General features: G+C 74.2%; 31 protein-coding genes and 2 pseudogenes. 11 read left to right on the plus strand and 22 right to left on the minus strand.

The window, feature by feature from the left end; genetic code table 11:
- Positions 1–6: 6 nt before the first annotated feature.
- The 4 genes from XF36_RS16945 to rsfS are packed head-to-tail and all read right to left on the minus strand — an operon-like array spanning position 7 to position 3,170.
- A complete protein-coding gene (locus XF36_RS16945) occupies positions 7–1,449 on the minus strand; it encodes a xylulokinase (RefSeq protein ID WP_060712738.1) in 1,443 nt (480 codons plus the stop codon).
- On the minus strand, positions 1,350–2,177 hold the full coding sequence (octT, locus tag XF36_RS31680; protein WP_145981399.1) for a diglucosylglycerate octanoyltransferase: 828 nt from the start codon (positions 2,175–2,177) through the stop codon (positions 1,350–1,352). The genes XF36_RS16945 and octT overlap by 100 nt, the downstream gene beginning before the upstream one ends.
- Positions 2,170–2,790, minus strand: coding sequence for a histidine phosphatase family protein (locus tag XF36_RS16955; RefSeq protein WP_060712739.1), 621 nt, complete (start codon positions 2,788–2,790; stop codon positions 2,170–2,172). The genes octT and XF36_RS16955 overlap by 8 nt, the downstream gene beginning before the upstream one ends.
- Positions 2,787–3,170 (minus strand): ribosome silencing factor, encoded by a 384-nt coding sequence (gene rsfS / locus XF36_RS16960; protein ID WP_060714769.1) that lies wholly within the window; start codon positions 3,168–3,170, stop codon positions 2,787–2,789. The genes XF36_RS16955 and rsfS overlap by 4 nt, the downstream gene beginning before the upstream one ends.
- 126 nt (positions 3,171–3,296) lie before the next feature.
- Between rsfS and XF36_RS16965 the strand changes: the two genes are divergently transcribed.
- Positions 3,297–4,169 (plus strand): MaoC family dehydratase, encoded by an 873-nt coding sequence (locus tag XF36_RS16965; protein WP_060712740.1) that lies wholly within the window; start codon positions 3,297–3,299, stop codon positions 4,167–4,169.
- A gap of 4 nt (positions 4,170–4,173) precedes the next feature.
- On the opposite strand, the gene XF36_RS16970 is transcribed toward XF36_RS16965, so the two are convergent.
- Genes XF36_RS16970 through XF36_RS16985 form a run of 4 tightly spaced genes read right to left on the minus strand, consistent with a single transcriptional unit; the run spans position 4,174 to position 7,702 of the window.
- Positions 4,174–4,854, minus strand: coding sequence for a hypothetical protein (locus tag XF36_RS16970; protein WP_145981400.1), 681 nt, complete (start codon positions 4,852–4,854; stop codon positions 4,174–4,176).
- Between the two features lie 49 nt (positions 4,855–4,903).
- Complete coding sequence (locus XF36_RS16975) at positions 4,904–5,404, minus strand: GNAT family N-acetyltransferase (protein WP_082375477.1); 501 nt, start codon at positions 5,402–5,404, stop codon at positions 4,904–4,906.
- Between the two features lie 38 nt (positions 5,405–5,442).
- Positions 5,443–6,105, minus strand: coding sequence for a Rid family hydrolase (locus XF36_RS16980; RefSeq protein ID WP_060712743.1), 663 nt, complete (start codon positions 6,103–6,105; stop codon positions 5,443–5,445).
- A gap of 31 nt (positions 6,106–6,136) precedes the next feature.
- Positions 6,137–7,702, minus strand: a complete 1,566-nt coding sequence (locus tag XF36_RS16985; RefSeq protein ID WP_202968411.1) for a flavin monoamine oxidase family protein — start codon at positions 7,700–7,702, stop codon at positions 6,137–6,139.
- A 166-nt stretch (positions 7,703–7,868) separates the two neighbouring features.
- Between XF36_RS16985 and XF36_RS33355 the strand changes: the two genes are divergently transcribed.
- The 3 genes from XF36_RS33355 to XF36_RS17000 are packed head-to-tail and all read left to right on the plus strand — an operon-like array spanning position 7,869 to position 10,110.
- Entirely contained in the window at positions 7,869–8,222 is a 354-nt protein-coding gene (locus XF36_RS33355) for a hypothetical protein (RefSeq protein WP_060712744.1), read from the plus strand.
- A complete protein-coding gene (locus XF36_RS16995; protein ID WP_060712745.1) occupies positions 8,219–9,373 on the plus strand; it encodes a hypothetical protein in 1,155 nt (384 codons plus the stop codon). The genes XF36_RS33355 and XF36_RS16995 overlap by 4 nt, the downstream gene beginning before the upstream one ends.
- Positions 9,370–10,110 (plus strand): IclR family transcriptional regulator, encoded by a 741-nt coding sequence (locus XF36_RS17000; RefSeq protein WP_060712746.1) that lies wholly within the window; start codon positions 9,370–9,372, stop codon positions 10,108–10,110. The genes XF36_RS16995 and XF36_RS17000 overlap by 4 nt, the downstream gene beginning before the upstream one ends.
- Here XF36_RS17000 and XF36_RS17005 read toward each other — a convergent pair.
- On the minus strand, positions 10,089–10,826 hold the full coding sequence (locus tag XF36_RS17005) for a class I SAM-dependent methyltransferase (protein ID WP_060712747.1): 738 nt from the start codon (positions 10,824–10,826) through the stop codon (positions 10,089–10,091). The two genes, XF36_RS17000 and XF36_RS17005, sit on opposite strands and share 22 nt — an antisense overlap.
- 63 nt (positions 10,827–10,889) lie before the next feature.
- Between XF36_RS17005 and XF36_RS17010 the strand changes: the two genes are divergently transcribed.
- Entirely contained in the window at positions 10,890–11,519 is a 630-nt protein-coding gene (locus XF36_RS17010; RefSeq protein ID WP_060714771.1) for a DedA family protein, read from the plus strand.
- An 85-nt stretch (positions 11,520–11,604) separates the two neighbouring features.
- Here XF36_RS17010 and XF36_RS17015 read toward each other — a convergent pair whose 3' ends face one another.
- From XF36_RS17015 to map, 6 genes are all read right to left on the minus strand, one after another.
- Positions 11,605–12,153 carry a dihydrofolate reductase family protein gene (locus tag XF36_RS17015; RefSeq protein ID WP_060712748.1) on the minus strand — a complete coding sequence of 183 codons (549 nt, stop codon included), beginning with the start codon at positions 12,151–12,153 and terminating at the stop codon, positions 11,605–11,607.
- An 81-nt stretch (positions 12,154–12,234) separates the two neighbouring features.
- Positions 12,235–12,432 carry a ferredoxin gene (locus XF36_RS17020; protein ID WP_020627093.1) on the minus strand — a complete coding sequence of 66 codons (198 nt, stop codon included), beginning with the start codon at positions 12,430–12,432 and terminating at the stop codon, positions 12,235–12,237.
- A gap of 14 nt (positions 12,433–12,446) precedes the next feature.
- Entirely contained in the window at positions 12,447–13,658 is a 1,212-nt protein-coding gene (locus XF36_RS17025) for a cytochrome P450 (protein ID WP_060714772.1), read from the minus strand.
- Positions 13,659–13,783: 125 nt separating this feature from the next.
- Complete coding sequence (locus XF36_RS17030; protein ID WP_238588925.1) at positions 13,784–14,866, minus strand: alpha/beta fold hydrolase; 1,083 nt, start codon at positions 14,864–14,866, stop codon at positions 13,784–13,786.
- A gap of 101 nt (positions 14,867–14,967) precedes the next feature.
- The gene (locus XF36_RS32515; protein ID WP_158071467.1) at positions 14,968–15,126 is read right to left on the minus strand and encodes a hypothetical protein; all 159 of its coding nucleotides are present in this window, start codon (positions 15,124–15,126) and stop codon (positions 14,968–14,970) included.
- Positions 15,127–15,329: 203 nt separating this feature from the next.
- Positions 15,330–16,106: a type I methionyl aminopeptidase gene (gene map, locus XF36_RS17040; RefSeq protein WP_060712750.1), complete on the minus strand. Its 777-nt coding sequence runs from the start codon at positions 16,104–16,106 to the stop codon at positions 15,330–15,332.
- A gap of 63 nt (positions 16,107–16,169) precedes the next feature.
- Here map and XF36_RS17045 point away from each other — a divergent pair, with 63 nt between their 5' ends.
- The 3 genes and pseudogenes from XF36_RS17045 to XF36_RS35690 all read left to right on the plus strand — a co-directional run.
- The gene (locus XF36_RS17045) at positions 16,170–16,448 is read left to right on the plus strand and encodes a helix-turn-helix domain-containing protein (RefSeq protein ID WP_060712751.1); all 279 of its coding nucleotides are present in this window, start codon (positions 16,170–16,172) and stop codon (positions 16,446–16,448) included.
- Between the two features lie 442 nt (positions 16,449–16,890).
- A complete protein-coding gene (locus XF36_RS17055) occupies positions 16,891–17,322 on the plus strand; it encodes a nitroreductase family deazaflavin-dependent oxidoreductase (RefSeq protein ID WP_060712753.1) in 432 nt (143 codons plus the stop codon).
- Positions 17,323–17,513: 191 nt separating this feature from the next.
- A pseudogene (locus XF36_RS35690) lies at positions 17,514–17,996 on the plus strand (TetR/AcrR family transcriptional regulator); the annotation flags it as partial.
- A 204-nt stretch (positions 17,997–18,200) separates the two neighbouring features.
- On the opposite strand, the gene nadD reads toward XF36_RS35690, so the two are convergent.
- Together nadD and XF36_RS17065 are read right to left on the minus strand one after the other, a co-directional pair.
- Positions 18,201–18,794: a nicotinate-nucleotide adenylyltransferase gene (nadD, locus tag XF36_RS17060; protein WP_060712754.1), complete on the minus strand. Its 594-nt coding sequence runs from the start codon at positions 18,792–18,794 to the stop codon at positions 18,201–18,203.
- Positions 18,795–18,803: 9 nt separating this feature from the next.
- A complete protein-coding gene (locus XF36_RS17065) occupies positions 18,804–19,418 on the minus strand; it encodes an alpha-ketoglutarate-dependent dioxygenase AlkB (RefSeq protein ID WP_060712755.1) in 615 nt (204 codons plus the stop codon).
- Between the two features lie 62 nt (positions 19,419–19,480).
- Here XF36_RS17065 and XF36_RS17070 point away from each other — a divergent pair, with 62 nt between their 5' ends.
- Positions 19,481–20,134 carry a hypothetical protein gene (locus tag XF36_RS17070; protein WP_060712756.1) on the plus strand — a complete coding sequence of 218 codons (654 nt, stop codon included), beginning with the start codon at positions 19,481–19,483 and terminating at the stop codon, positions 20,132–20,134.
- 79 nt (positions 20,135–20,213) lie between these two features.
- Here XF36_RS17070 and XF36_RS17075 read toward each other — a convergent pair whose 3' ends face one another.
- Both XF36_RS17075 and XF36_RS17080 read right to left on the minus strand, forming a co-directional pair.
- Positions 20,214–20,501 (minus strand): hypothetical protein, encoded by a 288-nt coding sequence (locus XF36_RS17075; RefSeq protein ID WP_060712757.1) that lies wholly within the window; start codon positions 20,499–20,501, stop codon positions 20,214–20,216.
- 154 nt (positions 20,502–20,655) lie between these two features.
- Positions 20,656–21,708: an ABC transporter substrate-binding protein gene (locus XF36_RS17080; protein WP_145981402.1), complete on the minus strand. Its 1,053-nt coding sequence runs from the start codon at positions 21,706–21,708 to the stop codon at positions 20,656–20,658.
- A gap of 413 nt (positions 21,709–22,121) precedes the next feature.
- On the opposite strand from XF36_RS17080, the gene XF36_RS17085 reads away from it, so the two are divergent.
- A complete protein-coding gene (locus tag XF36_RS17085) occupies positions 22,122–22,853 on the plus strand; it encodes a hypothetical protein (protein WP_060712759.1) in 732 nt (243 codons plus the stop codon).
- An 18-nt stretch (positions 22,854–22,871) separates the two neighbouring features.
- On the opposite strand, the gene XF36_RS17090 is transcribed toward XF36_RS17085, so the two are convergent.
- Positions 22,872–23,423: a TetR/AcrR family transcriptional regulator gene (locus tag XF36_RS17090; protein WP_060712760.1), complete on the minus strand. Its 552-nt coding sequence runs from the start codon at positions 23,421–23,423 to the stop codon at positions 22,872–22,874.
- Between the two features lie 128 nt (positions 23,424–23,551).
- Positions 23,552–23,833 carry an SPW repeat domain-containing protein gene (locus tag XF36_RS17095; RefSeq protein WP_349675507.1) on the minus strand — a complete coding sequence of 94 codons (282 nt, stop codon included), beginning with the start codon at positions 23,831–23,833 and terminating at the stop codon, positions 23,552–23,554.
- A 329-nt stretch (positions 23,834–24,162) separates the two neighbouring features.
- Between XF36_RS17095 and XF36_RS35695 the strand changes: the two are divergent.
- Positions 24,163–24,492: pseudogene (locus XF36_RS35695) on the plus strand (hemerythrin domain-containing protein); the annotation flags it as partial.
- 594 nt (positions 24,493–25,086) lie between these two features.
- On the opposite strand, the gene XF36_RS17105 reads toward XF36_RS35695, so the two are convergent.
- The gene (locus XF36_RS17105; RefSeq protein WP_060712763.1) at positions 25,087–26,529 is read right to left on the minus strand and encodes a vWA domain-containing protein; all 1,443 of its coding nucleotides are present in this window, start codon (positions 26,527–26,529) and stop codon (positions 25,087–25,089) included.
- Between the last annotated feature and the right edge of the window lie 113 nt (positions 26,530–26,642).

A 26,642-nucleotide genomic window follows, 5' to 3' on the forward strand; every position in this document is an offset into this window, starting at 1 on the left:
CGGACCCTATCCACCCGGCGGGCGGAACAGCGGTGCCAGTGCCCGCTGCGCGGCGAGGTAGCGGCCGTGCGCGTCGTCCAGGCGGCCGCGGGTACGCGGGTCGGGGGTGAACTCGCGGTCGACCCGCACCATCCGTCCGGCGAGCTCACCGACCGAGGCGGCCCGGCCGGTCGCGAGCGCGGCGAGCATCGCCGCGCCGAGGACCCCGGCGTCGCGTTCGGCGGTGCGGCGCAGCGGCCGGTCCAGCACGTCGGCCTTGATCTGGCACCAGAGGTCGCTCGCCGCGCCACCGCCACAGGCGGCGATGGTCTCGGGGCGGCGGCCGGCGGCCGACTCCAGCGGGCCCAGGACGTGCCGGGCGGCGTGCGCGACCCCCTCCAGCACGGCGCGGCACAGCTCGGCGGACCCGGTGGCGAAGCTCGCGCCGAGCCAGTGCGCGCGCAGGTCGGGGTCCCACAGCGGGGCCCGCTCCCCGGCGAGCTGGGGCAGGAACAGCACCCGCCCCGGTTCGGCGCCGGCGGCCCGGGCCAGCAGCTCGGCCGGTGCGACGCCCAGCACCGCGGACGCCCAGGTCAGCGCGTCGCCGCCGGCCTGGGTGGGCCCTGCGTGCACGTGCAGCCCGCGCCACGGCGGAAACGTGACGATCCCCGGGGCGCCGCCGCCGGGCGTCGCGGCGAGGGCCAGGACCTCCGAGGTGCCCGCGATGTCGATCGCGTCGCCGGGGGCGGCGATCCCGCCGCCGAGCAGCGCCGCCCAGGCGTCCATCGTCCCGACGGCGACGGGCAGCCCCGCCGGGAGCCCGCCCGCGCCGGTGGTCTCCCCCGCGACCGACGCCGGGTCGGCCAGGGGCGCCGGCATCGAGCGCAACCCGGGGACGAGCAGGTCGAGCCAGTCCGGGTACCGGCCGTCGGGGTCGAGGAGTCCGGTCGAGGAGAGCGGATCGGCCACGGCGGTGCCGGTGAGGCGTTCGAGCAGCCAGTCCTTGGGCGCGAGCACCCTGCGCGCGCGGTCCCACGCGTCGGGCCGGTGTTCGGCGAGCCAGGCGGCGCGGGCGGCCGCGTGCGAGGCGTCGACGGTGCCGATCCCGCCACGGCGCCGGGCCCGGTCCGCGGACGACAGCCGCTCGGTGAGCGTCGCCGCGACCGCGCCGCACCGACCGTCCTGCCAGGTGATCGCCGGGTGCACCGGCGCGCCGGCCCCGTCGACGAACAGGTGGGTGTCGACCTGGGCGCACAGCCCGACGGCGGTCACCCCGGCCAGTGCCGGGCCGAGCGCACCGACCACCTCGGTCAGCCCGGACCACCAGTCGTCCGGGTGCTGCTCGGCGTGCCCGGGCGCGGGACGCGCGGTCAGGTGCGTGGCGCGGGCCGCGGCGACGCGGACGCCGTCGTCGTCGAAGACCGCCGCCTTGACCGAGGTGGTGCCGAGGTCGATGCCGAGCAGGGGCACGGCCGGGCCACCGTGGCTTCCAGGAGCCCGGCCAGCGCCTCCCCGACGGCGGAGTGTCCCGCCCAGCCCCAGTGCAGGCCGTCGGGGTTGCCGTGTCCGCCGAGGACGTGTTCGCCGACCAGCGCGGGCACGTCGAGCACGGTCACGGCCGGGGCGCCGGCCGCCCAGCGGCGGACCGCGGCGTCGGTGGCGGCGCGGTGCGGGTGGGCCAGGCCGTAGTCGGCGGCGCGGTGCACCGACGGGGCCAGCGCCACCACCGGCAGCCCGGGCCGCAGCGCGTGCACCCCGGCCCGGCAGCGTTCCAGGTAGGCGGCCGTGAGACGGGGCGGCAGCGTCGCCGGTCCTCCGCCGGGGAGCCGCGCCAGCACCGGCGCGATCCGCGGCTGGGCACGCCGGTAGGCGGTGCGGACGGTGTGCCGCAGCGGGGCGGGGCGCAGCACCGGGATGAGCTCGCGCAGCGCCGTCGGCAGCGGGGACGGCAGGGAGTCCATCCCGGACACCCCGAGCACGACCGCGCCGACCCGTGGCAGTGCCGCCCACACCCGTGGGTCCCCGCTGATCGCCGACCAGGCGTGCCGGGCGGTCCACCCGGCCCGGGCGACGATCTCGGCGCGGCCCCCGAGCCGGGCGGCGGCGACGTTGGGCCACAGCCGCGGCTCGTCTGCCGGGCAGGGTCGCTCGGGTCCGTGGAAGGCCAGCGAGTCGCCGACGACCAGCAGGTCAGGCACCGATGTTGTACCCCGACAGGCGCCAGCGGGGGTGGTCGTCACGACGGGCGACGACGGCCCAGCGCGTGTTGCCCAGCCCGCCGATCACCGGCCAGGACGACTGCGGGAGGTCGAGCAGCCCGCACACCATCCCGGCGATCATGCCGCCGTGCGCGACGAGCAGCACCGAGCGGTCCTCCGGGTCGGCGGCGTACTCCAGGTCCAGCTCCTCGACGACCGGCAGCGACCGGACGACGACGTCGACCCGGGACTCGCCGCCGGGCGGGGTGAACCGCGGGTCGGACCGCCACTCGGCGATCGCGCCCGGGTCGTCGACGCCGATCTCGTCGATCGTGCGCCCCTGCCAGTCCCCGAGGTGGGTCTCCCGCAGCCGCTTGTCCACCGACAGCGGCAGCCCGACGGCCTCGGCCACCGCGGTCGCGGTGTCGTGGGCGCGGGTCAGGTCCGAGGTGATGATCCGGTCGAACCGCTCCTGCGCGAGCCGCGGTGCGACGGCCGCGGCCTGCGCGCGGCCGACGTCGGTCAGCCGGGTGTCGAGATGTCCCTGCATCCGGCCGACGGAGTTGTACTCGGTCTGCCCGTGCCGCAGCAGGGTGACCCGGCGCAGCGTCATGCAGTGCCCTCCGGGTCGCCCTGGGGGTCGGGCACCTCGATCGCCGGGCAGTCCTTCCAGAGCCGGTCCAGGCCGTAGAAGCCGCGCTGCTCGGTGTGCATGACGTGCACGACGATGTCGCTGAAGTCCAGCAGCACCCAGCCGTTGTCGTTGTCGCCCTCGCGCCGGGTCGGCTTGCTGCCGCGCTCGCGCAGCTTCTCCTCGACCTCGTCGACGATGGCCTGGACCTGACGCTCGTTGGCCGCCGACGCCAGCACGAAGCAGTCGGTCAGCGCGAGCTGGTCGGACACGTCGAGCGCGACGATGTCGACGGCCTTCTTGTCGGCCGCGGCGGCCGCGGCCACCTTCGCCAGCTCGACCGCCTCCGGTGATGCCGTCACCACACTGTTCCCTTCACGACCACGATTGACCTCGACAGTGTGTCAGCCGGGCACCGGGGACTTGGGCGGCGGGCACCGGGCGGGATAGGTTTCCGCCTCACGGTGGAACGTCGAAGGAGACTCCCCATGCCCCTGGCGCCCGATCTCGAGGGCACGCAGTGCGAGCCGGTCGGCTTCGCGTGGGCACGGGACGACGTGCTCCTGTACGCGATCGCCGTCGGAGCGGGGAGTGAGGACCCCACCGCCGAGCTGTCGCTGACCACGGAGAACACCGCAGGCGTGCGGACGGCGGTGCTGCCGTCGTTCGCGGAGATCGTCACCGCGGGCGCGAAGGTCGACCTGGGCGAGGTGGACGCCGCCCGTGTCGTGCACGCCGAGCAGGCGTTCCGGGTGGTCGCGCCGCTTCCGGTGGAAGGGCGGGTCCGGGTGACCGCGACGGTCACCGAGGTGCTGGACAAGGGGTCCGGGGCGCTGGTGCGCACCGAGGCCGATGCCGTCGACGCGAGCACCGGGGAACTGGTGCTGACCAGCACGAAGACGTTGTTCCTCGGCGGGGAGGGCGGCTTCGGCGGCACCCGCGGGGACAGCGTGCCGAGCCCGGTGCCCGACCGCGCGCCCGACCACGAGGTCACCTACCGGACCACGCCGGGCCAGGCGCTGCTGTACCGGCTCACCGGGGACCACAACCCGCTGCACAGCGACCCGGCGTTCGCCGCGAAGGGCGGGTTCGACCAGCCGATCCTGCACGGCATGTGCACCTATGGGTTCACCACGCGCGCGCTGGTCGCGACCGTCTGCGGCGGCGACCCCCGCCGCCTCGTCGCGATGGACGCCCGGTTCACCCGGCCGGTCGTGCCCGGGCAGTCGCTCACCGTCTCGGTGTGGGACACCGGCGACGGCACGGTCGCGTTCCGGACCGCCGTCGACGGCGAGGTGGTGCTGGACCGCGGCAGCGCGGAGGTCAGCGCGGAGATCACCGCGTCGTCGCCGGCCGCCTGAGCGCTCAGGACGGCGCCGCGGTCACACTCCGCGGCGCCGCGTACCCCGGGTGGTCCCGCCCGCCCCGACGAGCCAGGGCGGACAGCGCGTCGAGCGCCGCCAGCTGCGGGTAGCTGCGCTCCGGGTCGTCCCGGTGCGGCCACCGGTGGTCCAGCTGGCGGAAGGTCACCGCGCGGTGCAGGGTGATGCCGAAGAAACGGGGGTTGTCGCGCACGAACCGGGCGTAGGCGTCCCGGAGGCCTGGATCGCGGTCCAGCTCGGTGCGGACGAACCGGTCGACGTCGGTGCCGATCTCGTGGACGTACTCCCCGCACGGCGCCACTACGAACGGCACCACCCACGCCTCGGGCACGCCGAACAGCTCGCGCACGGCACGCTGGCGGTGCCCGGCGTTCTCGCTGCGCGACATCCACGCGGCGACGACGGCGCGGCGGCGCGGGCTCAGCCGGCTGAGGACCGCGGCCGGCGGCCAGGGGAACGACACCCGGAACGGGATGTGGACCGGATCGCCGTCGACGTGCACGTCGTGGTCGGCGACGCCGCCGCCGGAGTCCTGGACGAGCTGGGCGGACACCGCACCCCACGGGGCGAGGACGTGCATCGCTGCGTGCGCGTCCCGGCGCACGGGCTGGGGCACCGCGCGGAGCAGCAGCCCGGCCACCGACGGGGTGGGGACAGCGATCACGAGGGGCACCGTAGCCCGATCGGTGCAGCTCGGCGTCACCGACGGCCGATTATCGCGCTGCGTTGTCACCCTTTCGGCGCTGCGTGACCGGCAACCGGTAGAGCGCGGCCACCGGTTCGCGGCCGTCCGGGAACCGCCACCCGGCGGGTGCCGTACCGGTGCGGAGCCAGCCCACGGACCGGTAGAGGCGTTGGGCCGGGACGGACTCGACGACGTCGAGCACCCCGTCGCGGCCGCGGGCCGCGAGTTCGGCGGTGATCCCGTCCAGCAGGGCACGGGCGTGGCCGGCCCGGCGGACGGCCGGGTCGACGAACACCCGGGTCAGCCGCAGCGCTCGGGGTTCGTGGTCGTCGGTCAGCAGGGCGGCGTGCCCCGCGACCCGCCCGCCCGCCGTGACGACCAGCGCGGTGACCAGCCCCGGCGGGGACAGGAACGCCACCGGGTCGGCCGGCCAGGTCGACGGGTACCGGTCGGTGTCGTGCACGGCGCGCAGCACGGCGACGCAGGCGGGCAGGTCGTCGTCGGTGCGGAGGCGCGGGGCAGGTGGCACGACCGGCGACCGTACCGCCGCGGCCGGGCCCTGCCGGGTCAGCGCGGGGTCACCCCGGCCGGGTAGACGGCGTCGACCTCGACCTCGACCTCCACCAGCCAGCCGGGGACCGGCAGGCTCGCCACCTCCAGCGCGAACCGGCTGGGCCGGGCGGGGTTGCGCACCAGCGGCGCGGCGGGCGCGGCCGTCCCGGTCGGGACCAGCACCGTCTCCCCGGTGGTCAGATCGGTGTTGGCGAAGTACTGGCGGTAGGCGCGGTTCCAGCCGGCGTAGTCGGCGCGGGTCGTGCCGGGCGCGTTGTCGAGGAACACCCGCATCGAGGTGACGTCGTCGAGGCGCAGGCCCCGGGCCTCGAGGTTCTCCTTGATCCTGGCCAGCACGTTCATGCCCTGGGCCTCGGTGATCGTGACCCCGGTGGGGAGGGTGCCGCCGGGGAACTGGCCGGCGTCGACGTAGGCCTGCGGGGTGCTGTCCGCAGCTGCGGGGTTCGCCGCGGCCGGGCCGAGGCCGCTGGACTTGTACAGCGACGCCCCGCTCACCAGGCTCACCCCCTCGGCGATCATCGGGTTGGCCTCGCCTGCCTCCAGCACGGGCAGGGCGGGCGGGCCGGGCTCGGCGGGGTCGGGCGCGGCGCCCGCGCAGCCGGTGGCCAGCGCGGCGGTGACGGCCAGGGCGATCAGGGCGGGAACGGGACGTCGCATCGTGTCTCCTCGGGGGGGAACGGGGGTGGGGTCAGGCGCCGCCGGCGACCCGGGCGTGCAGCGCCGAGACCGTCGAGCGGGCGGAGGTGAACGCGCCGTGCTGCCAGGCGATCGCGTGCGAGAGGTGGTCACCGGCGAACCAGATGCGGCCGGCGGGCTGGGTGAGCAGCCGGTACTCCGGGCTCGTGGCCTCCCAGCTCGCCCAGGCCGACTCCGACCAGCGGGTCACCGCCCACGACCCGGAGAACGACGACGCGATGTCGGAGCGGTACTTCTCGCCGTGGATCGCGGCGCCCTCGTCCATGGCCTTCGCGAGCCGCTGGCGGTGGGTCAGGGACTCGAAGGCCCGCTGCCGCTTGCCGGAGCTGTAGTAGCCGACGACGACGCCCCGGTCGGCGTGGAAGTGGTCGTAGGGGAACATGATCTGGGCGATGTCGCGGTCGGTGTTGCTGGCGCCGCCGTAGATCCGCTCGTCGGTCTCCCACCAGCGGCGGGTGTACTCGATGCCGAGCTTGCCCGAGGAGCTGGGCTTCGCCGCGCGCTGCGCGGCCAGCACGGCGGCGGGCAGGTTGGTGTCGAGCCGGGTCACCAGGTTCGCCGGCAGGGTGCAGACGACCTCGTCGGCCACCAGCCGTTCGACCGGGCCGCCCGCGACCGGGACGACGTCGACGGTCACCCCGTCCGGGGTGTTGTGCAGCCCGGTGACGGCCGTGCCGTAGCGGATCCGGTCCGCGCCGATCCGTTCGGCGAGCGCGTAATGGATCCGGTCCATCCCGCCGACCGGGGTGAACATCATCGTGGCCTGGTCGTACTCGTAGTCGAAGGCGAAGTTCCGGCCGAGTCCGCTGCGGATCACCGAGGACATCGGGTACGGAACCGTGGGGGTGCCCGCGTCGGTCCCCGCGCCGGGCTCACGGGCGTAGCCGCGCCGCGGGGAGCCGAGGTAGCGGCCGTCGGAGGACAGGTCGCCCAGCGAGACGAGGAACTCCGAGAGCGCCTCCTTGTCCGCGGCGCTCAGGACGTCGTCGAGCGCGCCGCGCGCGGTGGCCTTGTGGAGCAGCTCGGAGACGTAGCCGAAGGTGTCGGCCTTCGCCGCGCGGTAGGTGACCGAGGTTCCGGCCAGCGCCCCCGCGTCGGTGTAGTTGACGACGGTGTTGGCGTTCTGGTTGCCGAACGGCTGGATCTCCACCCCGAGCTCGCGGCAGTAGTCCAGCGTGACGTGGCTCTGCGGGATCCGGGTCGCGCCCAGGTTGAAGAAGTGCCCGGGGGCGAACGTGCAGCGTTGCGTCTCGCCGTTCAGGTCGGTCTCCTCGGTGCCCGCGCGCACCGACCAGACCCGCCCACCGGGCCGGGTGCGGGCCTCGACGACGGACACGTCGTAGCCGACCTTGCCGAGCTCGTGGGCCGCGGCGAGCCCGGCGGTCCCCGCGCCGAGGACGAGGACGCGGCGGCCGGCAGCGGCGGCGTCGCGCGACGGTGGCGTCCAGGCCGGATCGTCGCCGGCGCGCGGGGCGAGCCCGATGGTCGCCATGGCCTCGTACGCGGCGCCGGCCCCACCGGCCAGCCCCAGCGCCCTGATGAACGTTCTGCGGGTCACGGTCACAGCGGTGATACTCGGAACCGGCGGCGACGGTCGCGGGTCGCCGGCGCTGCGTTCACGGCAACCGGACCGGGAAGACCGGCGGCGGGTTCCCATCGCGGGTTCGACGTCCGACGCGCGGGCGCAACACCCGGGCAACAGCGCGGTCCTAGCGTCGCCGTCCGTGTCCGACCTCGACAGGGCCATCGCGCGGTCCTTCTCCCCCGGCCACACCCGGCTGCGGGCGGAGTCGCCGATGGCACCGCTCGGGCGGCGCCGGATGGGCGCGACCGAGCTGGTCGCGCAGTCGGTGGCGACGACCGCACCCGCCGCGTCGATGGCGATGCTGCCCCTGGTCGTGGGCCGGCTCGCCGACCCGCTGTCCGGGCTGCTCGTCATCGTCGGCGCCACGGTCGCGGTGACGATGGTGGCGCTCTGCCTCGGGCAGTTCACCGACGCCAGGCCGCCGCGGGCGGTGTCTACAGCTTCGTCTACCAGGGGCTCGGTGCCCGGGCCGCGCTCGCGACCGCCGTCGTGATCGGGGCGAAGTACCTGGGCAGCGCCGCGATCACGCTCTACGCCGGCGGCCGGGCCCTGACCGCGCTCGCCGCGGCGGCCGGGGTCGACGTGAGCGGGGCAGGCGCGCAGGTGCTGCTGCACCTCGTGGTCGCGGTGGGGATCGCGACGGTGCTCGTGCGGGGGCCGCGGGTCGCCGCCCTCACCCTGCTCGGCGTGGAGATCGGCTCGCTGCTGCTCGTCGTCGCGGTGCTGCTGGTCCCCGCTCCGCACCTCACCGCCCCGGTCCCGGCCGGGCCGGTGCCGGACCTGCTCGCCGTCGCGCTGATGGCGATGTTCATGCTGGCCGGCTTCGAGTCGGCGACCTTCTTCGGCCCGGAGACGCGACGTCCGCTGGTCACGGTGACCCGGGTGGTCCTCTGGACCCCGCTGCTGTGCGGGGCGCTGCTGTCGTTCGCGGCCTGGGCGAGCTGGACCGGCCGCGCCACGACCCTGGTCGCGATCCTGTCCGACCCCGGGGCGTCGGGCGCCCCGACCGCGCTGGTGGTGGCGTTGCACGCCGGTCTGGCCTGCTCCTACCTGGCCTCGGCCGCGGCCTCGGCGCACGCGGCGTCACGGGTCGCGTTCTCCCTCGGGGTGGAGCGGCTGCTGCCGCGTTCCCTCGCGACGGTGCACCGGCGGTGGCGCACACCGCACCGTGCCGTCGTCGGGATCGTGGCCGTGGTCCTGCTCGGCGGGCTGCACGCCGACCTGGCACCGGCCGGGACGGACGCGGTGCGCCACCTGGTGCGGGCGCTCGTCACCCTCATGTACGTGCTGGTTGCGGTCGCGGCCGTCGCGTTCCTGCTGCGCATCCGGGAGCACACCCGCCCGGTGCTCGTGCTGGGTTGCACGGTCGCGGTGCTCGGTGGGGCCCTGCTGGTGCTGCGGCTGCCCGGTCTGCTCGACACCCCCGAGGGGACCGGCGTTGCGGTGGCCCTCGCGGTCTGCTGCGCGGTGGGACCGGTGTGGTGGAGGTTCCTGCGCCGTCACCCGGACCGGCTCGCGAGGATCGGGGTATTCGACCAGCCCGGCAGCGACGACGTCCTCCCCGGGGCCGGCGACTTCGTCCCGGACGCCTCGGGGACGCCGCGGCTGGTCCGGCGGAGCCCCCGCGCCGGGGACCCGCCGTGAGCGAGCCGGGCGCCGCGAGCCGGGCCCTGGAGCTGCTGGAGGCGGTGGCGAGGATCGGGCCGGGCGCGACGGCGCGGGAGCTGTCGCGCACGACGGGCATCCCGTCCGCGACGGCGTACCGGCTGCTCAACGTGCTCGTCGCCGACGGCTACCTGGTGCGGATCGGCGACCTGTCCGGGTTCGCGCTGGGGCGCCGCACCCGGGAGCTGGCCGGCGCGGCCGAGGGACCTCCGCAGCTGGCCGAGGTCGTCGCCGGGATCCGCGGCCGGGTCCGGTTCGGGTTGTTCGTCGCCGACTGGCCCGCGGGCACGCTGCGGCTGGTCGACCGCGACCCGGACCACGAGCTGCCCGGGGAGCGGACGCTGCTCGCCCACCCGCACGCCTCGGCCATGGGGAAGATCATGCTGGCCGCGCAGCCGGAGCTCGTCCCCGACCGGCCGCGGGCGCTGACCCGGCACACCGTGACCGCCGGGGCCGCGCTGGCCGCGGAGCTGCGGACGGTGGCACGCACGGGGGTCGCCACCGAGGTCGACGAACTGCGGTCCGGCCGCTCGTCGGTCGCGGTCGCGGTACGCGACGCGGCGGGCGGGGTCGTCGCCTGTCTCGCCGCGCTCGGCCCGACCGGGCGGCTGCCGGTCACCGACCCGGACCTGACCGCGCTGCTGCGCGCGGGGGCCGACCGGATCGGCGGGCTCACGGGCGCGCGGGCACCGGGTCAGCGCGGCCGCAGGACGTAGCCGGTGTAGCCGTACTCGGTGCCGAACCGCTCCCGTACGGCGATCTCGCCGCCCACCACGTCCAGCGCCGCCGGGTCGACGCCGTCCTCCCGCAGGGTGGCGATCCGGCGGGCCAGCGGGCGGTAGTAGGCGTCCCAGTCGGAGTCGGGGAGCAGGTAGACCGCCTGGACCGTGTACCCGGCGCGCTGCGCGGCGGCGACGTTCTCCGCGGTCGTCCGCATCCCCGGGTGGCCCGCGTCCCAGAACTCCCGAGCGCCGGGAGACGGCTCGGTGGTCGTCCACTCGGCCTCGGTGAGGACCAACACCCCGCCCGGGGCGAGCAGCCGCCGCCAGCCGGCGAGCGCCGCGTCGAACCCCATGACGTAGGCGGCACCCTCGGACCAGACGAGGTCGGTCCCGCCGTCGGGCAGCGGCAGGTCGTCCATCGCGGCGACGAGGGGGCGCACCCGCTCCCCCAGCCCGGAGGTCGCGGCGCGGCTGCGCAGCCGCTGGAGGAAGGGTTCGTGCAGGTCGACGGCCACGACCTCGCCGCCGGTCGCCGCCGCCAGCGGCAGCGTCGCCGGACCGGTCCCGCAGCCGATGTCGACGATCCGCGGACGCTCCGGCAGGTCCCCGGCCAGGCGCAGCAGCAGCGCCGTCGTCTCCTCCGATCCCGGCGCCTCGCGGGGCAGGTCGTCGTGGGCGGCCAGGAAGACCTGCTCCAGCGGTGTGCTCACGTCCGCGCATGATGCCCGCACCGGGCCGCCACCGCACCACCGATACGTGTGCATGATGGGGTGGTGCACGTCGACACGTTCCTCCTGGCGATCCCCCCGCTCGCGATCTACTTCCTGTGCGCGGGTGTGGTCGGTGTCGAGAGCATCGGGGTGCCACTGCCCGGTGAGATCGTGCTCGTCGGCGCGGCTTTGCTGGCCGCCCGCCCCGGTTCGCCCATCGATCCGGTGGCCGTCGCGGCGTCGGCGACGGCGGGGGCGATCGTCGGCGACTCGATCGGCTACACGGTGGGCCGTCGCTACGGCACCGGTCTGCTCGACCGGCTCGGCCGCCGGTTCCCCAAGCACCTGGGTCCGGCGCACATGACCGTGGCCCGGCGGATCTTCGACCGGCACGGGGTCTGGGCGGTGCTGTTCGGCCGCTTCGTGGCGATCCTGCGCATCCTCGCGGGCCCGCTGGCCGGGACGATGAAGATGCACTACCCGAAGTTCCTCGCCGCGAACGCGACGGGCGCGGTGCTGTGGGCGGGCGGCACGGTCGTCCTGATCTACCTGCTCGGGATCGTCGCCGAGACGTGGCTGAAGCGGTTCTCCTGGATCGGGCTGATCGTCGCCGTGGTCGGCGGGCTGCTGGTCTCGCGGTACGTGCGGCACCGCGTCGAGCGGGCCGCCGCGCAGGAGGAGACGGCGTCGTGAGCCCCGCCGTCGGGCCGGGCGGGCGAGCGGACGCCGTCGGCGAGCTGACCGGTCCGGGCCGCGACCTGCTGACGGGGCGGATCGCTCAGCGCAGCGCGTGAGCGGTGTAGGTGACCGCGCCGAAGGTCCGCGAGTCGAGCAGCGGCAGGTGCTCGGTGGACCAGCCGTCCGGGAACAGCCGCCTGCCCGCACCTTGGACGACGGGGTGGTGGAACAGCCGGATCTCGTCGACGAGCCCGGCCGCGATCAGCGTGTGGCACAGCGTGATGCTGCCGGTGCAGACGATGTCGGCGCCCGGCCGCTCCTTCAGTGCCGCGACCTCGGTGACCGGGTCCCCGGACAGGACGGTCGAGTTCTCCCACTCCGGGTCGGTCAGCGTCGACGACACCACGTACTTGTCGACCTGGTTCAGGTAGTCGGTGATGCCGGTGGTGTCGTCGGCCCGGGCGGGCCAGAAGCCGCGGAAGTCGCAGAACGTGCGGCGCCCGAGCAGCGTCGCGTCGGAGGCGGCGTCCTGGCGGTGCAGCTCGGCGAGAACCTCGTCCTGGCCGTCGGCGGTGGGGTCGAACCAGTCGCCGAGGAACTCGACGGCGCCGTCGAGGGTGATGTTCTGGGTGATCGCGAGGGTGCGCACGGGAGGTGCCTCCACGGTCGTCGGTGCATAGACACCAGGGTCGACCGCGGAGGCGTCCCGAACTCGTCGGTCGCCGCCGGCTCAGCCCTCGACGACGGTGATCGCCGCCGCCGGGCAGCCGTGCGCGGCGTTGCGCACGGCCTGCTCCTGACCGTCCGGCGGGGTGTCGGTGAGCAGCTCGACGACTGCGTCGGAGTCGCGCTGGTCGAACACGTCCGGGGCGGTGAGCAGGCACTGCCCCGACCCGACGCAGGCGTGCTGGTCGACCTCGACCTTCATCGCGGGCTCCTCCCTCACCAGCGGACCGGCAGGCTGCGGACGCCGCCGGTGATGTGGTCGGTGCGCACGTCCAGCTCGTCCATGCCGACGGCGAGCTGCAGATCCGGCAGCCGGCGGGCGAGCGTGGCGAACACCGCGCGCAGCTCGGTGCGGGCAAGGCTCGCGCCGATGCAGAAGTGCGGCCCGTGTCCGAAGCCGACGTGCCCGCGCTCGGCGCGGTCGGGGTCGAAGGTCTCGGCGTGGTCGAAGACGTCGACGTCGCGGTTGGCGGCGTTGACCGAGAGGATCACCGCGTCGCCACGCGCGATGGTGACCCCGGCGATCTCCACGTCCTCGTGGGCGTAGCGCAGCAGCCCCAGGTCACCGGGCGCGCCGAGGCGCATGACCTCCTCGATGACGGCGTCGACCCGGCCCTCGGGGTCGGCGGCGAGCTTGTCCCACTCGTGCCGGTTGCCCATGAGGAACAGCATGCCCAGCCCGATCCGGTTCACGGTGGTCTCGTGCCCGGCGAACAGCAGCCCGACGCAGAGCCGGATCATCTGGTCGTAGCCGAAGGTCGGGTCGGCGGCCTGGGCCGCGACGAGGTCGCTGATGACGTCCTCACCGGGCTCGGCGCGCTTGCCCTCGGCGAGCCCGGCCATGTAGCGGCCGAACTCCTCGCGGGCGGCGTGGGCGTCGTCGCCGGAGTAGGTCGCCATCCGGTCGGACAGCCCGCGGAAGTACTCGCCGTCGGACTCGGGGACGCCGAGCAGCGAGCAGATCACCGCGACCGGCAGCGGGAAGGCGAGGTGGGCGTGCAGGTCGACCACGCCGTCGGCGGACGCGTCGTGGTCGGCGACCATCGCGTCGACGTAGCCGTCGACGAGCTCCTGCACGTGCCCGGACAGCCGGCGCATGCGCTTGGCGGAGAACGCCGGGGTGAGCAGCCGGCGCATCCGGCCGTGCTCCTGCTCCTCGGTCTCGTAGGTGCCGGTCGGGCCGTCCTGGACGGCCGCGGTGCTGATCCTCGACGCCTTCTCCGGTTCCGGGTGCGACCGGCCGAACCGCTTGTCGCCCAGCAGCTCGCGGACCTCGGCGAACCGGGTCACCAGCCACGCCGGGTCGCCGGCCGGGGTGGTCACCGGCGCGATCGGCGCCTCACGGCGCAGGACCTCGTAGAACGGCGCGAGGTCGAGCAGGTTCGGTCGGGTGAACGGCAGACGGGGACGCTCGGCGGCGAGGGTCATCGACACTCCTGGGGTCGTGGTGGTGACCCCAGCCTACGATTTACTGGCAGCATCTGCCACGAATGTGCCCGGAGTGCACCGGACCGTCCCCGAACGGGCGGGTCGGGGGCGGCCCGGGCCCGCGGTCACGCCGGGCCGTCGAGCAGCTCCTGCAGGTACTGGTCGATCTGCGGCATGTAGGTGGGCGCGACACCGAACAGGGCGAGGTGCCCGAGCAGGTCGTCGACGACGCGGATCGTCGCGTGCGGGGTCAGCTCCAGCTCGGCCTCGTGGTCGCGGACCGGGAAGAACATGTCCTCGTTGATCGGGATGACCCGGGTGACGGCCTCGTTGCGGCCGAGCGCCTCGGCGAGGTTCCCGCCGGTGTGGCGGGCGACGTCGCCGCGCTGCCACTTCCACGCCATGCAGAGCAGGTCGTTGGGGTCCATCGCGGTGAAGTACGGCTCCAGGAAGCCCGCCATGAAGGCCTCCTTGGAGTCGAACTCCAGGGCGCGCCAGACCTCCTGCTTCCAGAACTCGGTGGAGAAGCCCATGACCGCCCAGATGCCGGCGTGGCGCCGCAGCCCGGCCTCGACGTCGGCGTTGCTCGCGTAGTTCCCGCTGTTCCAGCCCGGGTCGGAGGTGATCGCCTCGACCAGGGCCTTCGTGTAGAGGAAGTCGTGCGGGGTGTTCTGCGCAGTCCCGGCGATCGGCGCGGCACGGCGCACCTTGTCCGGGAACCGGACCATCCACTCGTAGGTCTGCTGCGCACCCATCGATCCGCCGACGACGAGCGCGAGCCGCTCGATCCCGTAGTGCTCGCGCAGCAGCTGCTCCTGGGCGCGGACGTCGTCGCCGATCCGGACGTGCGGGAAGTTCGACATCGCGATGCCGGCGTTCGCGCCCGAGGCGTTGTGCGGGCTGGTCGACAGACCGTTGCCGATCTGGTTGACCACGACGATGAAGTACCGCTCCGGGTTCAACGCGTGGTCCGGGCCGATGTAGACGTCGCGGAAGATCTGGTGCGTCCCCGAGTACCAGGTCGTCACCAGGATCGCGTTGTCCTTCGCCGCGTTCAGCGTGCCGAAGGTGGCGACCGCGAGCTGCAGGTCGGGGATCACCCCGCCCTCCTCCAGCGCGAACTCGCCGATGCTGATCAGCTCGTAGTCGCCATGGAACTCGTGGGTGTAGAAGGGATTCTCGATCGCGGCCGGCTGCGCTGTCGTCACGGTCGTCACTGCTCTGTCACGCTCCTGCTCCGTCGAAGACGCGGACCGGAGCGACTCTTCACCTTTGTGACGCGCGGCACAAGATCCCGTCCGGGCGGGGATCAGCTCCAGGCGACGACAAGCACCAGCATCGTCACGACGATGCCGAGCCCCAGCATCATCATCAGCAGCCAGGCCCCGGCGTTCGGTGGCGGCTCGGCGGGCGCCGGACCGGTGCTGCGGCGCAGCTCGGCGAGCTGGGCGCGGTCGAGGATCGGCATGGTCAGGTCATCGGAGTTCACATGGTGGTAACGCGCGAAGTCGGGTCGTGGGCACTGAGCTCCCTACTCTCGTGTGCCGCAACAAGATCGATGTCGCGGACGGTGCCGCGCGTACTTCCACCGATATCACGGTGCGTCGACCTGAGCCCGACGGTCCGTCACGCACGGTCATCAACACCGGCCGGCCGGGACGGTCCGGTCGGTCATCCCTGCCCGCGCCGGGTCAGCACCCGGGATCCGTCCTCGGTGATCGCGACGGTGTGCTCGGAGTGCGCGGCGCGCGAGCCGTCGGCGGAGCGGATGGTCCAGCCGTCGGGGTCGAACACGATCCGGTCGGTGGTCCGCGCGAACCAGGGTTCGAGCGCGAGCGTCAGCCCCGGTCGCAGCGTGAGGCCGCGACCGGCCCGCCCGGTGTTCGGGATGTGGATGTCGCCGTGCATGGTGCGGCCGAGGTCGTGCCCACCGAACTCGGTGTTGACGGGGTAGCCGTAGTCGCGGGCGACCCCACCGATGGCGGCGGAGATGTCGCCGAGCCGGTTGCCCGGCCGGGCCGCGACGATCGCGGCCTCCAGGGCGTCCTCGGTGGCACGGATGACACGTCGGTCGCCCTCGTCGGCCGTGGTGCCGACGATGATCGTCCGGGCGGAGTCGGCGACCCAGCCGTCGATGCTGACGGCGATGTCGGCGCTGAGGACGTCGCCGTCGCGCAGGACGTCGTCGTGCGGCAGCCCGTGCAGCACGGCGTCGTTGACCGAGAGGCAGATGACGTTGCGGAACGGGCCGCGCCCGAAGGACGGGGCGTAGTCCCAGTAGCAGGACTCGGCGCCGCGCTCGGCGAGCATGCCGCGCACGTGCCGCTCGATGTCGAGGAGGTTCACGCCGACGTCGGCGATCCGGCCGACCTCGGTGAGCACCTCGGCGACGAACCGGCCGGTCGTGTGCATCCGGTCGATCTCGGCCGGTGTCTTCAGTTCGATCACGGTATTACTATACCGGAGCGTCAACGCTTGCCGGTACAGTAATACCGACCTTAGTCTCGTCCCATGGTCCGCCACCCCCTCACGCCCGAGCAGATCGACGCCGGTCGCCGTCTGGGTGCGCTGCTGCGCCGGGCCCGGGGCGACCGCGACCCCGTCGAGCTCGCCCGGGCCGCCGGGGTCTCCCCCGAGACCCTGCGCAAGATCGAGACAGGACGCCTGCCGAGCCCGGGGTTCGGGACGATCGTCTGCCTCGCCGAGGCGCTCGGGATGCCGGTGCAGGAGCTGGCCGACACCTGGCGCGGCAGCGACGTGGCGGACGTGGCGATGGAGGCCGCCGGGTAGCGGTGCCCGCACCTCCGGCACCGCTACCCGGCTATTGACCGGGACGCAGCTCGTAGAGGTGTCCCCGCCCCGCCTTCTCGCTGCACCAGCGTGTCGCCGGCGGGGTCGTGGTGCCGTCCGGCGAACCGTCGACCGGCCACCCGTTCGGCCGGTCCTCGCCGTCGACGACGCACCAGCCGGCTCCGTCGAGCCACCGGCACCACACGACCCCGTCCGACCGCCGGTAGACCGGCCGCCCGTTCCTGTCGGCCGCCTCGCGGTGGAACCGGTACACGAGCCCGTCGGACAGGGCGCACGAACTCGAAGGTCTCCACAGGTCCTGGGTACCCGACGCGGCCGGGCCCGTCGATCGGGTCGAGACCCGCCGGAATGACCGACGACGGGGCGAGGTTGACCCCAGCGGTGCCGGACGGCACCGGAACACCCCCTGGAGGAGCACGAGATGAGTGACGCGTCGGCCCCGTTCGACCTCGCGGCGATGAACCGCGCCGTGATCGAGGAGTTCCGGGCGACCGGAGGACGAGCGGGCGGTATGTTCGAGGGCAAGCCGCTCGTGCTGGTCCACCACACGGGAGCCCGGTCCGGCACCGAGCGGATCGCGCCCCTGGTCCCGCTCCTCGACGGCGAGCGGATCTTCATCTTCGCCAGCAAGGGCGGCGCCGACTCCAACCCGGACTGGTACCACAACCTCCTGGCGAACCCCGACACCCGCGTCGAGCTGGGCACCGAGACCCTGCCCGTGCAGGTGCGGGAGGTCACCGGTCCCGAGCGGGACGAGGTCTACGCCCGCCAGGTCGCGCTGGAGCCGCAGTTCGGCGAGTACCAGCGCTCGACGGAGCGGATCATCCCGGTACTGGAGCTGCAGCGGGTCTGAGCTCGGACGCTGCACGGGGATACCGGGAGCCCATGCTCCGTAACGGGAGCCATGCGACGCCCGGTTCCCGTGCAACCCCGGGCCCCGACCCGCCTCGTCCGTACGCTCTGACCGACGACGGCCCCCGGCCCACCGGCCGGTACACCGTTTCGATGGTGAACCGATCGGTCCAGAATTGGTAGCATCGCGTCATGCCGCGTCCACGCCAGTTCGACGAGAAGCGGGTCCTGTCGTCCGTGCAGGCGGCGTTCTGGGACAAGGGGTACGCAGGTACCTCGCTCGACGGCCTCCTGGCCGCCAGCGGCCTCGGCAAGGGAAGTCTGTACGGGGCGTTCGGGGACAAGCGGAGCCTGTTCCTGCGCGTGCTGCGCGAGTACGACGACGCCAACAACGCGATGCTGCGCACCCGTCTGGAGCAGAGCGACCGTGCCGTCGACGTCGTTCGTGACTTCGTGACCGGCCCACTGCGCGATCCCGACGGGGCGGAGGCACGGCGGGGCTGTCTGCTCGCCAATACGGCGATGGAGCTGTCCGCCGGCGACCCCGAGGTGGCTGCCGAGGCCCGGCGCAGCTACGCCGCGACGACGACCCTGCTGGCCGAGGCCGTACGGCGGGCCCAGCGCGAGGGCGACGTCACCCCCCAGGTCGACCCCGACGAGACCGCCCACGCGGTGCTCGCCGGGCAACTCGGCCTCCTGGTCCTCGGCCGGGTCGGCCAGGACCCGGCCATCCTGTCGACCATGGCCGGGAGTCTGCTCCAGGGACTGCTGCCCCCACCCTGCTCGGCTCCGGAGAGTCGACCTCCCCCTGTTGTTGACGGATCGGTCCATATCATACCGGATCTGTGCCGGGCGGGATCCGGCCGGCGAACCCCCAGGTCAGCGGCCTGGTTCCAGGTAGAGGCTGCGCTTGGAGATGTACTGCACCACCCCGTCCGGAACGAGGTACCAGACCGGCCGCCCCGAGGCCACCCGGTCCCGGCACTCGCTGGACGAGATCGCCATCGCCGGCACCTCCACCGTCGTCACCGACCCCTCGGGCAGGTGCCCGTCGGCCAGCTCGTACCCGGGCCGGGTCACGCCGACGAAGTGCGCGTAGCGGAACAGCTCGTCGACCTTGTGCCAGGACAGGATCTGCTGGAGCGCGTCGGCGCCGGTGATGAAGAACAGCTGCGCGTCGGGCATGGCGTCGTGCAGGTCGGCGAGGGTGTCCGCGGTGTAGGTGGGACCGTCGCGGTCGACGTCGACGCGGCTGACCGAGAATCGCGGGTTCGACGCCGTCGCGATGACCGTCATCAGGTAGCGGTCCTCGGCGGGCGACACATCGCGGGCGCTCTTCTGCCACGGCCTCCCGGTCGGTACGAAGATCACCTCGTCGAGGGCGAAGCGGTCCGCCACCTCACTGGCGGCGACGAGGTGGCCGTGGTGGACGGGGTCGAACGTCCCGCCCATCACGCCGATCTTGCGCTGCATCGACGCAGACTATGTCGGCCCCCCGCCCGCCGGCATCCCCGGATACAGGTGCCGGAACTGGACGCTGATGCGCGGCCCGCTGCGCGCCACCTTCGGCACGCTGTGCTGCCAGGTCCGCTGGCACGTCCCGCCCATGACCAACAGATCCCCCGAGGCGAGCGGGAACGACACCGAGGCGCCGCCACCGGTCGGACGCAGCCGCAGCGGCCGCGTCGCGCCGAGGGCGACCAGTGCGACGACGGCGTCGGGCCGCTCACGGGCGACCCGGTCGCCGTGCCAGGCCACGCCGTCGGCACCGTCGCGGTAGAGGTTCACGCCGATCTGGGTGAAGGCGTGGCCGTAGCGCTGCCCCAGCGTGCGGCCCATGTCGTGCAGCCGGCGGGGCACCGTGTCGTCGGGCAGCACCCAGCGGTGAGTGAGGCGCGGTTCGTCGACCACGCGGTCGTACATGCGGCGGCGGTGACCGCGGAACGGCACGGTCGCGCGCAGCAGCGCGAACAGCTCGTCCGGGTCGGGGACCCAGCCGACAGCGACGTCGACCCACGCTCCGTCGGCGAGCTCGTGCCGGTACGCCGGGGCCGCACCCCCGGCGGTGAAGAGCGAAGCCTGCCCGCCGACGTCCACCTCCGCAACGCTACGCCGGATCGAACGAGAGTTCGAGTGGCGGCTCTGCGACGATCTTCGTCATGTCCTCGCGTGCCGACGGTGCCGTGCTGTCCTACCTGGGTCTGCGGCGCGCCGTCGGCGTGATCGGGATCCTGCTCCCGTTCGTGCTGGTGGGGGGCGACCTGGCCCTCGGCGGCGACGGACTGCGGGACTCGATCAGCCGCTACTACTACTCGCCGATGCGCGACGTGTTCGTCGGCTCGCTGTGCGCGGTCGGCGTCTTCCTCTACTGCTACCGCTACGACCGGCCGGACAACCGGCTCGCCAACGTCACCGGGACGGCGGCGATCGCCGTCGCCCTGCTGCCCACCCGGCCCGACGGCGCGGCGACGACGGCGGCGACCGTCGTCGGGTACCTGCACCTGGCAGCGGCGACGGTGTTCTTCGCGGGCCTGGCCTGGTTCTGCCTGGCCCTGTTCACCCGCGGAGAGTCCGGAACCCCGGGCAAGGCCGCACGCAACGTCGTCTACCGCGTGTGCGGCGCGACGATCGTGGCCTGCCTCGTGCTGGCCGCGCTGGACGCGGCGCTGGTGCCCGACACCGTCGCCGAGCGGTTCCACACCCTGTTCTGGCTGGAGGCCGTCGCGATCCTGGCGTTCGGTGTCGCATGGTCCGTCAAGGGCGACACGATCCTCAGGGACCGGCCGACGGAGGACCCGGCGCCGGTGATCTGACCGCCCCAGCAGACGACGGACGGGCCGGGCCGGACACCCCTCGAGGGTCCGGACCGGCCCGTCACGGGACCGGGTTCGGTCAGCCGACCGGCAGCGACGGGAGCTCGCCACCGGTGGCACCGGTGACCAGGTCGACGACGCTGTCCAGCGGGGCCGGCAGCGCGAGGTCGTGCTTCTTGTCCTCGTGCTTCTTGTGGTCCCACTTCTTGTGGTGACCCTTGTCCTTGTCACCCTCGTGCTTCGAGTGACCCTTGTCCTTGCCACCCTCGTCGTAGCCGGTGTCGCCGGCGAAGGCCGCGGCGGGCGCCGCGACGGCCAGGGGGAGCAGCGCTGCACCGACGAGCGCACCGCGAACGGACTTCCGCATCTCACAACCTCCATGGTTGATCGTTGGACCGTCGCACACGGTCTCGCCTACTCAACGAAGACGGACGGGGCCCGCAACGGCCGTTCACCCGTTAGCGTCACCAGCACGAATAACCGATAGTCAGGTGTCGACTGCGGCAGCCGGGGGATCCGGCTCAGCTGCGCGAGCGGGCGGCCGCCTCGGCCAGGATCGGCAGGTAGGCGTCGAGCACCCAGGGGATCGACAGGACCGACGGCGCCGAGCTCGCCACCACCCGGTCGGCGCCGACGACCGGGGCGAACCCGCCGCGGGCCATCGCCGGCAGCAGCTCGACGCCGGGCGCGGTGCGGAACGCCTGCTCCTCGGCCTGCGTCGCGAAGAAGCCGATGACCAGGTCGGACTCGACGCGCGAGAGCAGCTCGCCGCTCACGGTGTAGTAGACCTCCCCGCCGCCCGGGGCGTTCTGCTCGACGTAGGGCGCCAGGGTGAGCCCCAGGTCGGTGACCAGCTGGACGCGGACGTCGCCCGCCCGGAACACCCCGAGCGCACCGGCGTCCATCCCTCCGGTGTAGACGAACGTGGCTCCCGCCAGCTGCGGGTACCGCTGCGCCGCGGTGCGCAGCCGCTGCCCGGTGGAGTCGATCAGCTGCTGGGCCCGTGCCGGGTCCCCGAACACCTGACCGGCGATGCGGGTCTGGTCCCGCCAGCCGGTGGAGTACGGGGCGTCGGGATAGGCGACGGTCGGGGCGATCGCCGACAGCTGGTCGTACTCCGCCCGGCTCAGCCCGGAGTACGTGGCCAGCACCAGGTCCGGGCGGGCCGCGGCGACCTGCTCGATCGGCGTCGCCGACAGGTCGTCGGAACCGATGACCTGCGGGAACGGGCCGCCGTGCGCGGTGATCGCGTCGCGCACCCAGGGCAGCACACCCTCGGCATCGCCCCCGTAGACGGTGCGCGGGATCGCCACCGGCAGGACGCCCATCGCCAGCGCGACGTCGGTGTTGGCTGCGCTCAACGTGACCACGCGCTGCGGCCGGTCCGGGACGACCGTCTCCCCCAGCGCGTGCCGCACCGTCACCGGGTAGCCCTCCGCGACCGCGCCCCCCGCCCCCTGCCCGTCCTGCGGCCGGGCGCCGCACCCGGCGAGGACGAGCAGGCCGGCGGCGCCGGCGAGGACGCCACGACGGCTCACGGAACGGGCGGACAGGGGTGCTGCAGCGAGCGGCACGGCGAACCTCCTCAGATCAAAAGGTAAGCCTAACCTGACCCAGTACGATGCCGACTCCTACGCCGAGTCCCGAACGTGCGACACGGGATCCGGCTTGCGACACGGGGTCGGACCCCGTGTCGCAAGCCGGATCCCGTGTGGGACGGGCTCGGGTCGGCGGTCGTTCTGGTCGCTCGGCGCGCCGGGGGACGCATCCGTCGCGGGGGACCGGCGCACCGGCCGGAGGGTCTGGACCCGCGGGTAACGTCGCGGCCATGCGTGCTCCGGACACCGGCGACCGGGCCGACCGCGACGCCGGCCCCCGCTCTCCCGCGCCCGGTCCCCCGGTCCCTCCGCCCGTATCCGGCGGACAGGGGCGGCCGTACGAGCCCGCGTCCCCGCCGCCCGTGCGGCCACCGGGGACACCCGGCCCGGTGGCGGCCCCGCCCGCCCCGCCGGCACCCGAGGTCAGCACCGACGGCCCGGACGGCCGGGCCGACAACGACCGGGACGACGACCGGGCTGGCGGACTGGGTGACGGGCAGGCGGCCGCAGCCACCGCCGTCGTACCGGCCGGGCCGTGGCCGACCGTGCGGCCGCCGTCGCTGCGGGCCGTCATCCTCGGCCGGGTCGCAGCGGGGGTCGCGGCGGTGTGGTTCGGCGTCGTCTACTCGATCACCACCGACGTGCACGCGCGGGCCGACCACCTGCTGGCCGCGATCGTCGTCGGCGGGCTGCTCAGCCTGCTCGGTGTGGTGCTGCTGTGGCTGTCGGCGCCGCGGATCCCGGCGCGGGTCGCCCCGGCCCGCGGGCCGGACATGGGGCTGGTGCGCGACCGTGCCGCGGCACGGAAGGTGCTGCGGTCCGGGGGCACGCCGGACGGCGAGCAGCACAGGCTGATCGCCGTCGACGTGCTCGCCGACGCCCGGCTCCCGCAGGTCACGGGCGCGGTGTTCGCGCTGCTCGGCCCGCTGGTGATGGCCGCGGTCAACGCCTCGGGGCCGCTCGGCTGGGCGGGGCCGCTGACCGCCGGGCTGATCGTGGTGGTGCTGGCCCTGCTGGGGTGGCGGACGTGGACGGCGCACGCGCTGCACCGGCTCGCCGACCGCAGGCACACCGTCCCGCGCTACGAGGAGTCCGGCGCCCCCTGGCGCCCCTGGCCCTGACCCGCCCGGGGAGCGCCGCTACAGGCAAGCGGCGACGAAGGACAGCTCGGCCTCCATGTCGGTGCGGTCGTCGTCGCCGTGCCGGTCGAGGGCGCAGCGGTGTCCGATCGCCGCGGCCAGCAGCCGCGCGGCGGCGCGGATCCGGTCCGGCGCCCCGCCGCCGGCGGCGAGGACCTCGTGCACCGCGTCCTCCAGCTCACCGGTGCGGCGCAGCAGCGCGTCGCGGACGACGGGATGGGTGTCGGCCTCGCGCCACAGCAGGTGGGACAGGACCGAGGACGCGTCGAGCGCCCGGTCCAGCGCGGCGGCCAGCGCCCGCAGCCCGGCGAGTGCGTCCCCGGCGACGGCGACGTCCGCCCCGCGCACCGGGTGCGGGAGCCGCTCGACGAGCGCCTCGAGAAGGTCGGGCTTGCGGCGGAAGTAGTAGTGCACCAGGCCCTTCGGCACTCCGGCGCGCTCGGCGATCCGCGAGGTGGGCGTCGCGTCGAACCCGTGCCGGGCGAACAGCCCCTCGGCCGCGTCGAGGATGCGGTCCCGGGCGGGTGCGTCCGGGTCGAGCTCGTGGTCCACGGTGCGATCCTCCCCCGGACGCGGCGGGGGCCGCGACCCCTGCGGGTCGCGGCCCCTCACCTGGTCGTCCGGCTGTCGGACGGTCGGTTCTGTCGGATCGATCGGCCCTGTCGGCCCTGTCCGTGCGGTCAGTGCGCGGCGAGCGTGCGGTGCTCGGCGTTCGCCGCGGGCAGCGCCGAGGCCGCCACGACGACCGCGAGGACACCCGCGACCCAGGACGTCCACGACGCCCCGGCCAGCGCGCTGTAGCCCATCACCCAGGGGGCGAGGAACAGCAGCACGCCGAGTACACCGTGCACCCACTCGCTCGCCACCGAACCGGGCACCGCGAGCGACCAGAGCGACGTGGCGGCGAGCACCACGCCCAGTACGACCATCGTCCACGCAGCGGCGGCGTTCGTCGTCGTCACGAGAGGCGAGAGGGCCGTCAGTACACCGATCACGAGAGCTGCCCAGTCCTGCCAGCGCTGCCAGGTACGACCAGTGGTCCCAGCCATCGTCAGTCACCTTCTCCTTGTGAGGTCCCTGTGGGGATGCCTCCGGTCTACTCTTGATTGGCCGGCCGGTCAAGACCCGGGTCGGTGGCGCAAGTGACGTGCAAGTCCCCGGCCAGCGGGTGGGCGCACGGTCTGCGGTGTCGAGAGACCGACCGTCCCGAACCCGTAGGAGACCCCCGGTGACCACCGCCCGCGACACCCGTACCGCCGACCTGGTCGGCATCACCCTCGCCCACCGCGTCATGCGCGCCGACCTGCACCGCCTCACCGACACCGCCCGCGCGATCGCCGACGGCGCGTCCTGCCCGGACCGGCGCGCCCGCGCGCTGCAGACCTGGCTGGCACATCTGGAGCACGAGATCCACGGCCACCACATCGCCGAGGACGAGATCGCCTGGCCGGTGATCGCCCGGCACGCGGGACACGCCGTCGACCTGGCCGAGCTCAGCGACGACCACGGCCGCCTCGACCCGCTGCTGGCCGCCGTGCGCGAGGCGGCGGCGGGAGTCGTCGCCGCGGCGGAGGGACCCGGCCGGGCGGGGGCGGCGGGGCTGCTCGCGGACCGGCTGGCCGTGGTCCGCGACGAGATCGACGAGCACCTCGACGCCGAGGAACGCGACCTGTTCCCGGTGATCGAACGCCACCTGCCCGCCGCCGACTGGGACGCCGTCGTCGCGCAGGTGCAGAAGTCCGGGCCGGGCCTGCGGTTCATGCTGCCGCGGATCGCCGCGGTCGCGCCACACCGGGGCCCCGAGCTCCGTCGCGACCCGTTCGGCCTCGTGCAGGTGGTGGACCCGGGCGCCGCCAGCCGGGTCGAGCATCTCCTCCAGCGCGGCGAGCACCAGGTCGGTGGGGCCGGTCGCGATCGTGCCCGACGACAGCCCCGCCACCGATCCCGTCCACGGGCGGAGCCGGGCGCGGCACTGGTCGGCGACGGCGCGGTCGCCCGGCCCGACGGCCACCTCGGCGCGCATGCACGTCCACAGCAGCCAGTAGTAGCTGCGGGCGAGCTCACCGTCCGGAGCCCATACCTCCCGGGCCCGGACCGGGTCACCCGCGTGCAGGTGGGCGAGCGCGAGGAAGTCCCCGAAGGCCGGCGGCAGGCGCGGTGCGACCGCGTCCAGCTCGGGGGCGAGTTCGCCGAGGCGGCCCCCGTGGCCAGGCGGTCAGACCGGCAGCAGCGCCTGGACGACGTCGGTGAGCTGGGCGGCGGTACGGCACTCGTGCATCGGGAGCACCTCGCCGTAGCGGGTGGCGGCCGAGTCCCCGGAGCCCCAGCTGCGCTCGGGCTCGGGGTTGAGCCAGTGCGCGTGCCGGACCCGCCCGGCGATCATCGCCAAGGCCCGCAGGTTGGGGTCCCGGTAGTTGGTGCGGCCGTCGCCGAGCACCAGCAGCGACGCCTTCGGGGTGAGTGCGTCGCCGTGGTGCTCCAGGAAGTCTCCGAACGCGCTGCCGTAGTCCGAGTGCCCGTCGAACGCGGTGAGCGTGGCCTCGCGCAGCACCCGCTGCATCACCCCGGACAGCTCCGCACCGGGCTCGAACAGGTGCGTGACCTCGTCGGTGCGCTCGATGAACGCGAACACCCGCACCTTCGAGAACTGTTCGCGCAGCGCCTGGACCAGCAGCAACGTGAAGTGGCTGAACCCGGCGACGGACCCGGACACGTCGCACAGCAGCACCAGCTCGGGGCGGCCGGGGCGCCGGACCTTGTGCGCCGGGTCCATCGGCACGCCGCCGGTGGACATCGACCGGCGCAGCGTGCGGCGCAGGTCGAGCTGTCCGCGGTTCGACCGGCGACGCCGCGCCGACAGCCGCGACGCGAGGCGGCGGGCCAGCGGCTGCACGGTGCGGCGCAGGTCGGCGAGCTGGGCGGCGTTCGCGGTGAGGAAGTCGACCTGGTCGGTCTGGGTGGGGGTGGTGGTGCGGGCGATCTGCTCGCGGCCGCGCTGCTCGGCGGTACGGCGGCGGACCTCCTCGCGGACGATGTCGCGGAATCGGGCGATGCGGTCGCGAATCTCGCGGCGGCGGACCTCGGAGACGAAGTCGGTGTCCCCCTCCTCGCGCAGCCCGTCGAGGATCCGGGCGAGCAGGGTGTCCGGGGACAGCGCGTTGAGCGCCTGGTAGACCGACCAGTTGGGCTTGGCCGTCTGCCCGCGGACGCCCTGGCCCGCGGCGCCGGAGTTCCCGATCGCGTCGACGGCGGCGCGGGCGAGCTCGCGCAGGGTCTCCTCGTCGCCGTCGCGCAACAGGTCGGCGAGGATCTCGCGCAGCGCGTCGACGTCGACCGGGCCCGTGCCCTCGCCGGACTCGTCGTCGATCCGCGGGACGTCGACGTCGGAGGACCCGGCGCCCAGCGCGGGCGGGAACCACAGGTCGAACAGCGCGTCGAAGGTGTCGCGCTGCCCGGAGCGGCGCAGCAGCGCCGCGGCGAGCCCTTCCCGCAGCTGGTCGCGGTGCAGCAGGTCGAGGGCGCCGAGCACACGGGCCGCGTCGACGGTCTCCCCCGGGCCGACCGCGACGTGGTGGCGGCGCAGTGCGGAGACGAAGTCGACGAGGTGCCCGGGCAGGCCGTGCTCCGGGGCGAGCGCGGCGGCGGGCGGGATCGTCACCCGTCCATCATGCGCGACGCGCGCGTGATCAGCGAGAGTGGTCGGCCCGCCCGCCACTGTCCGTACATGCGCCGACGCTCCGGTCGAGCCGCCGAGCCACGACCGGAGCGCCG

The organism is Pseudonocardia sp. HH130629-09 (assembly GCF_001294645.1).
Lineage (GTDB): Bacteria > Actinomycetota > Actinomycetes > Mycobacteriales > Pseudonocardiaceae > Pseudonocardia.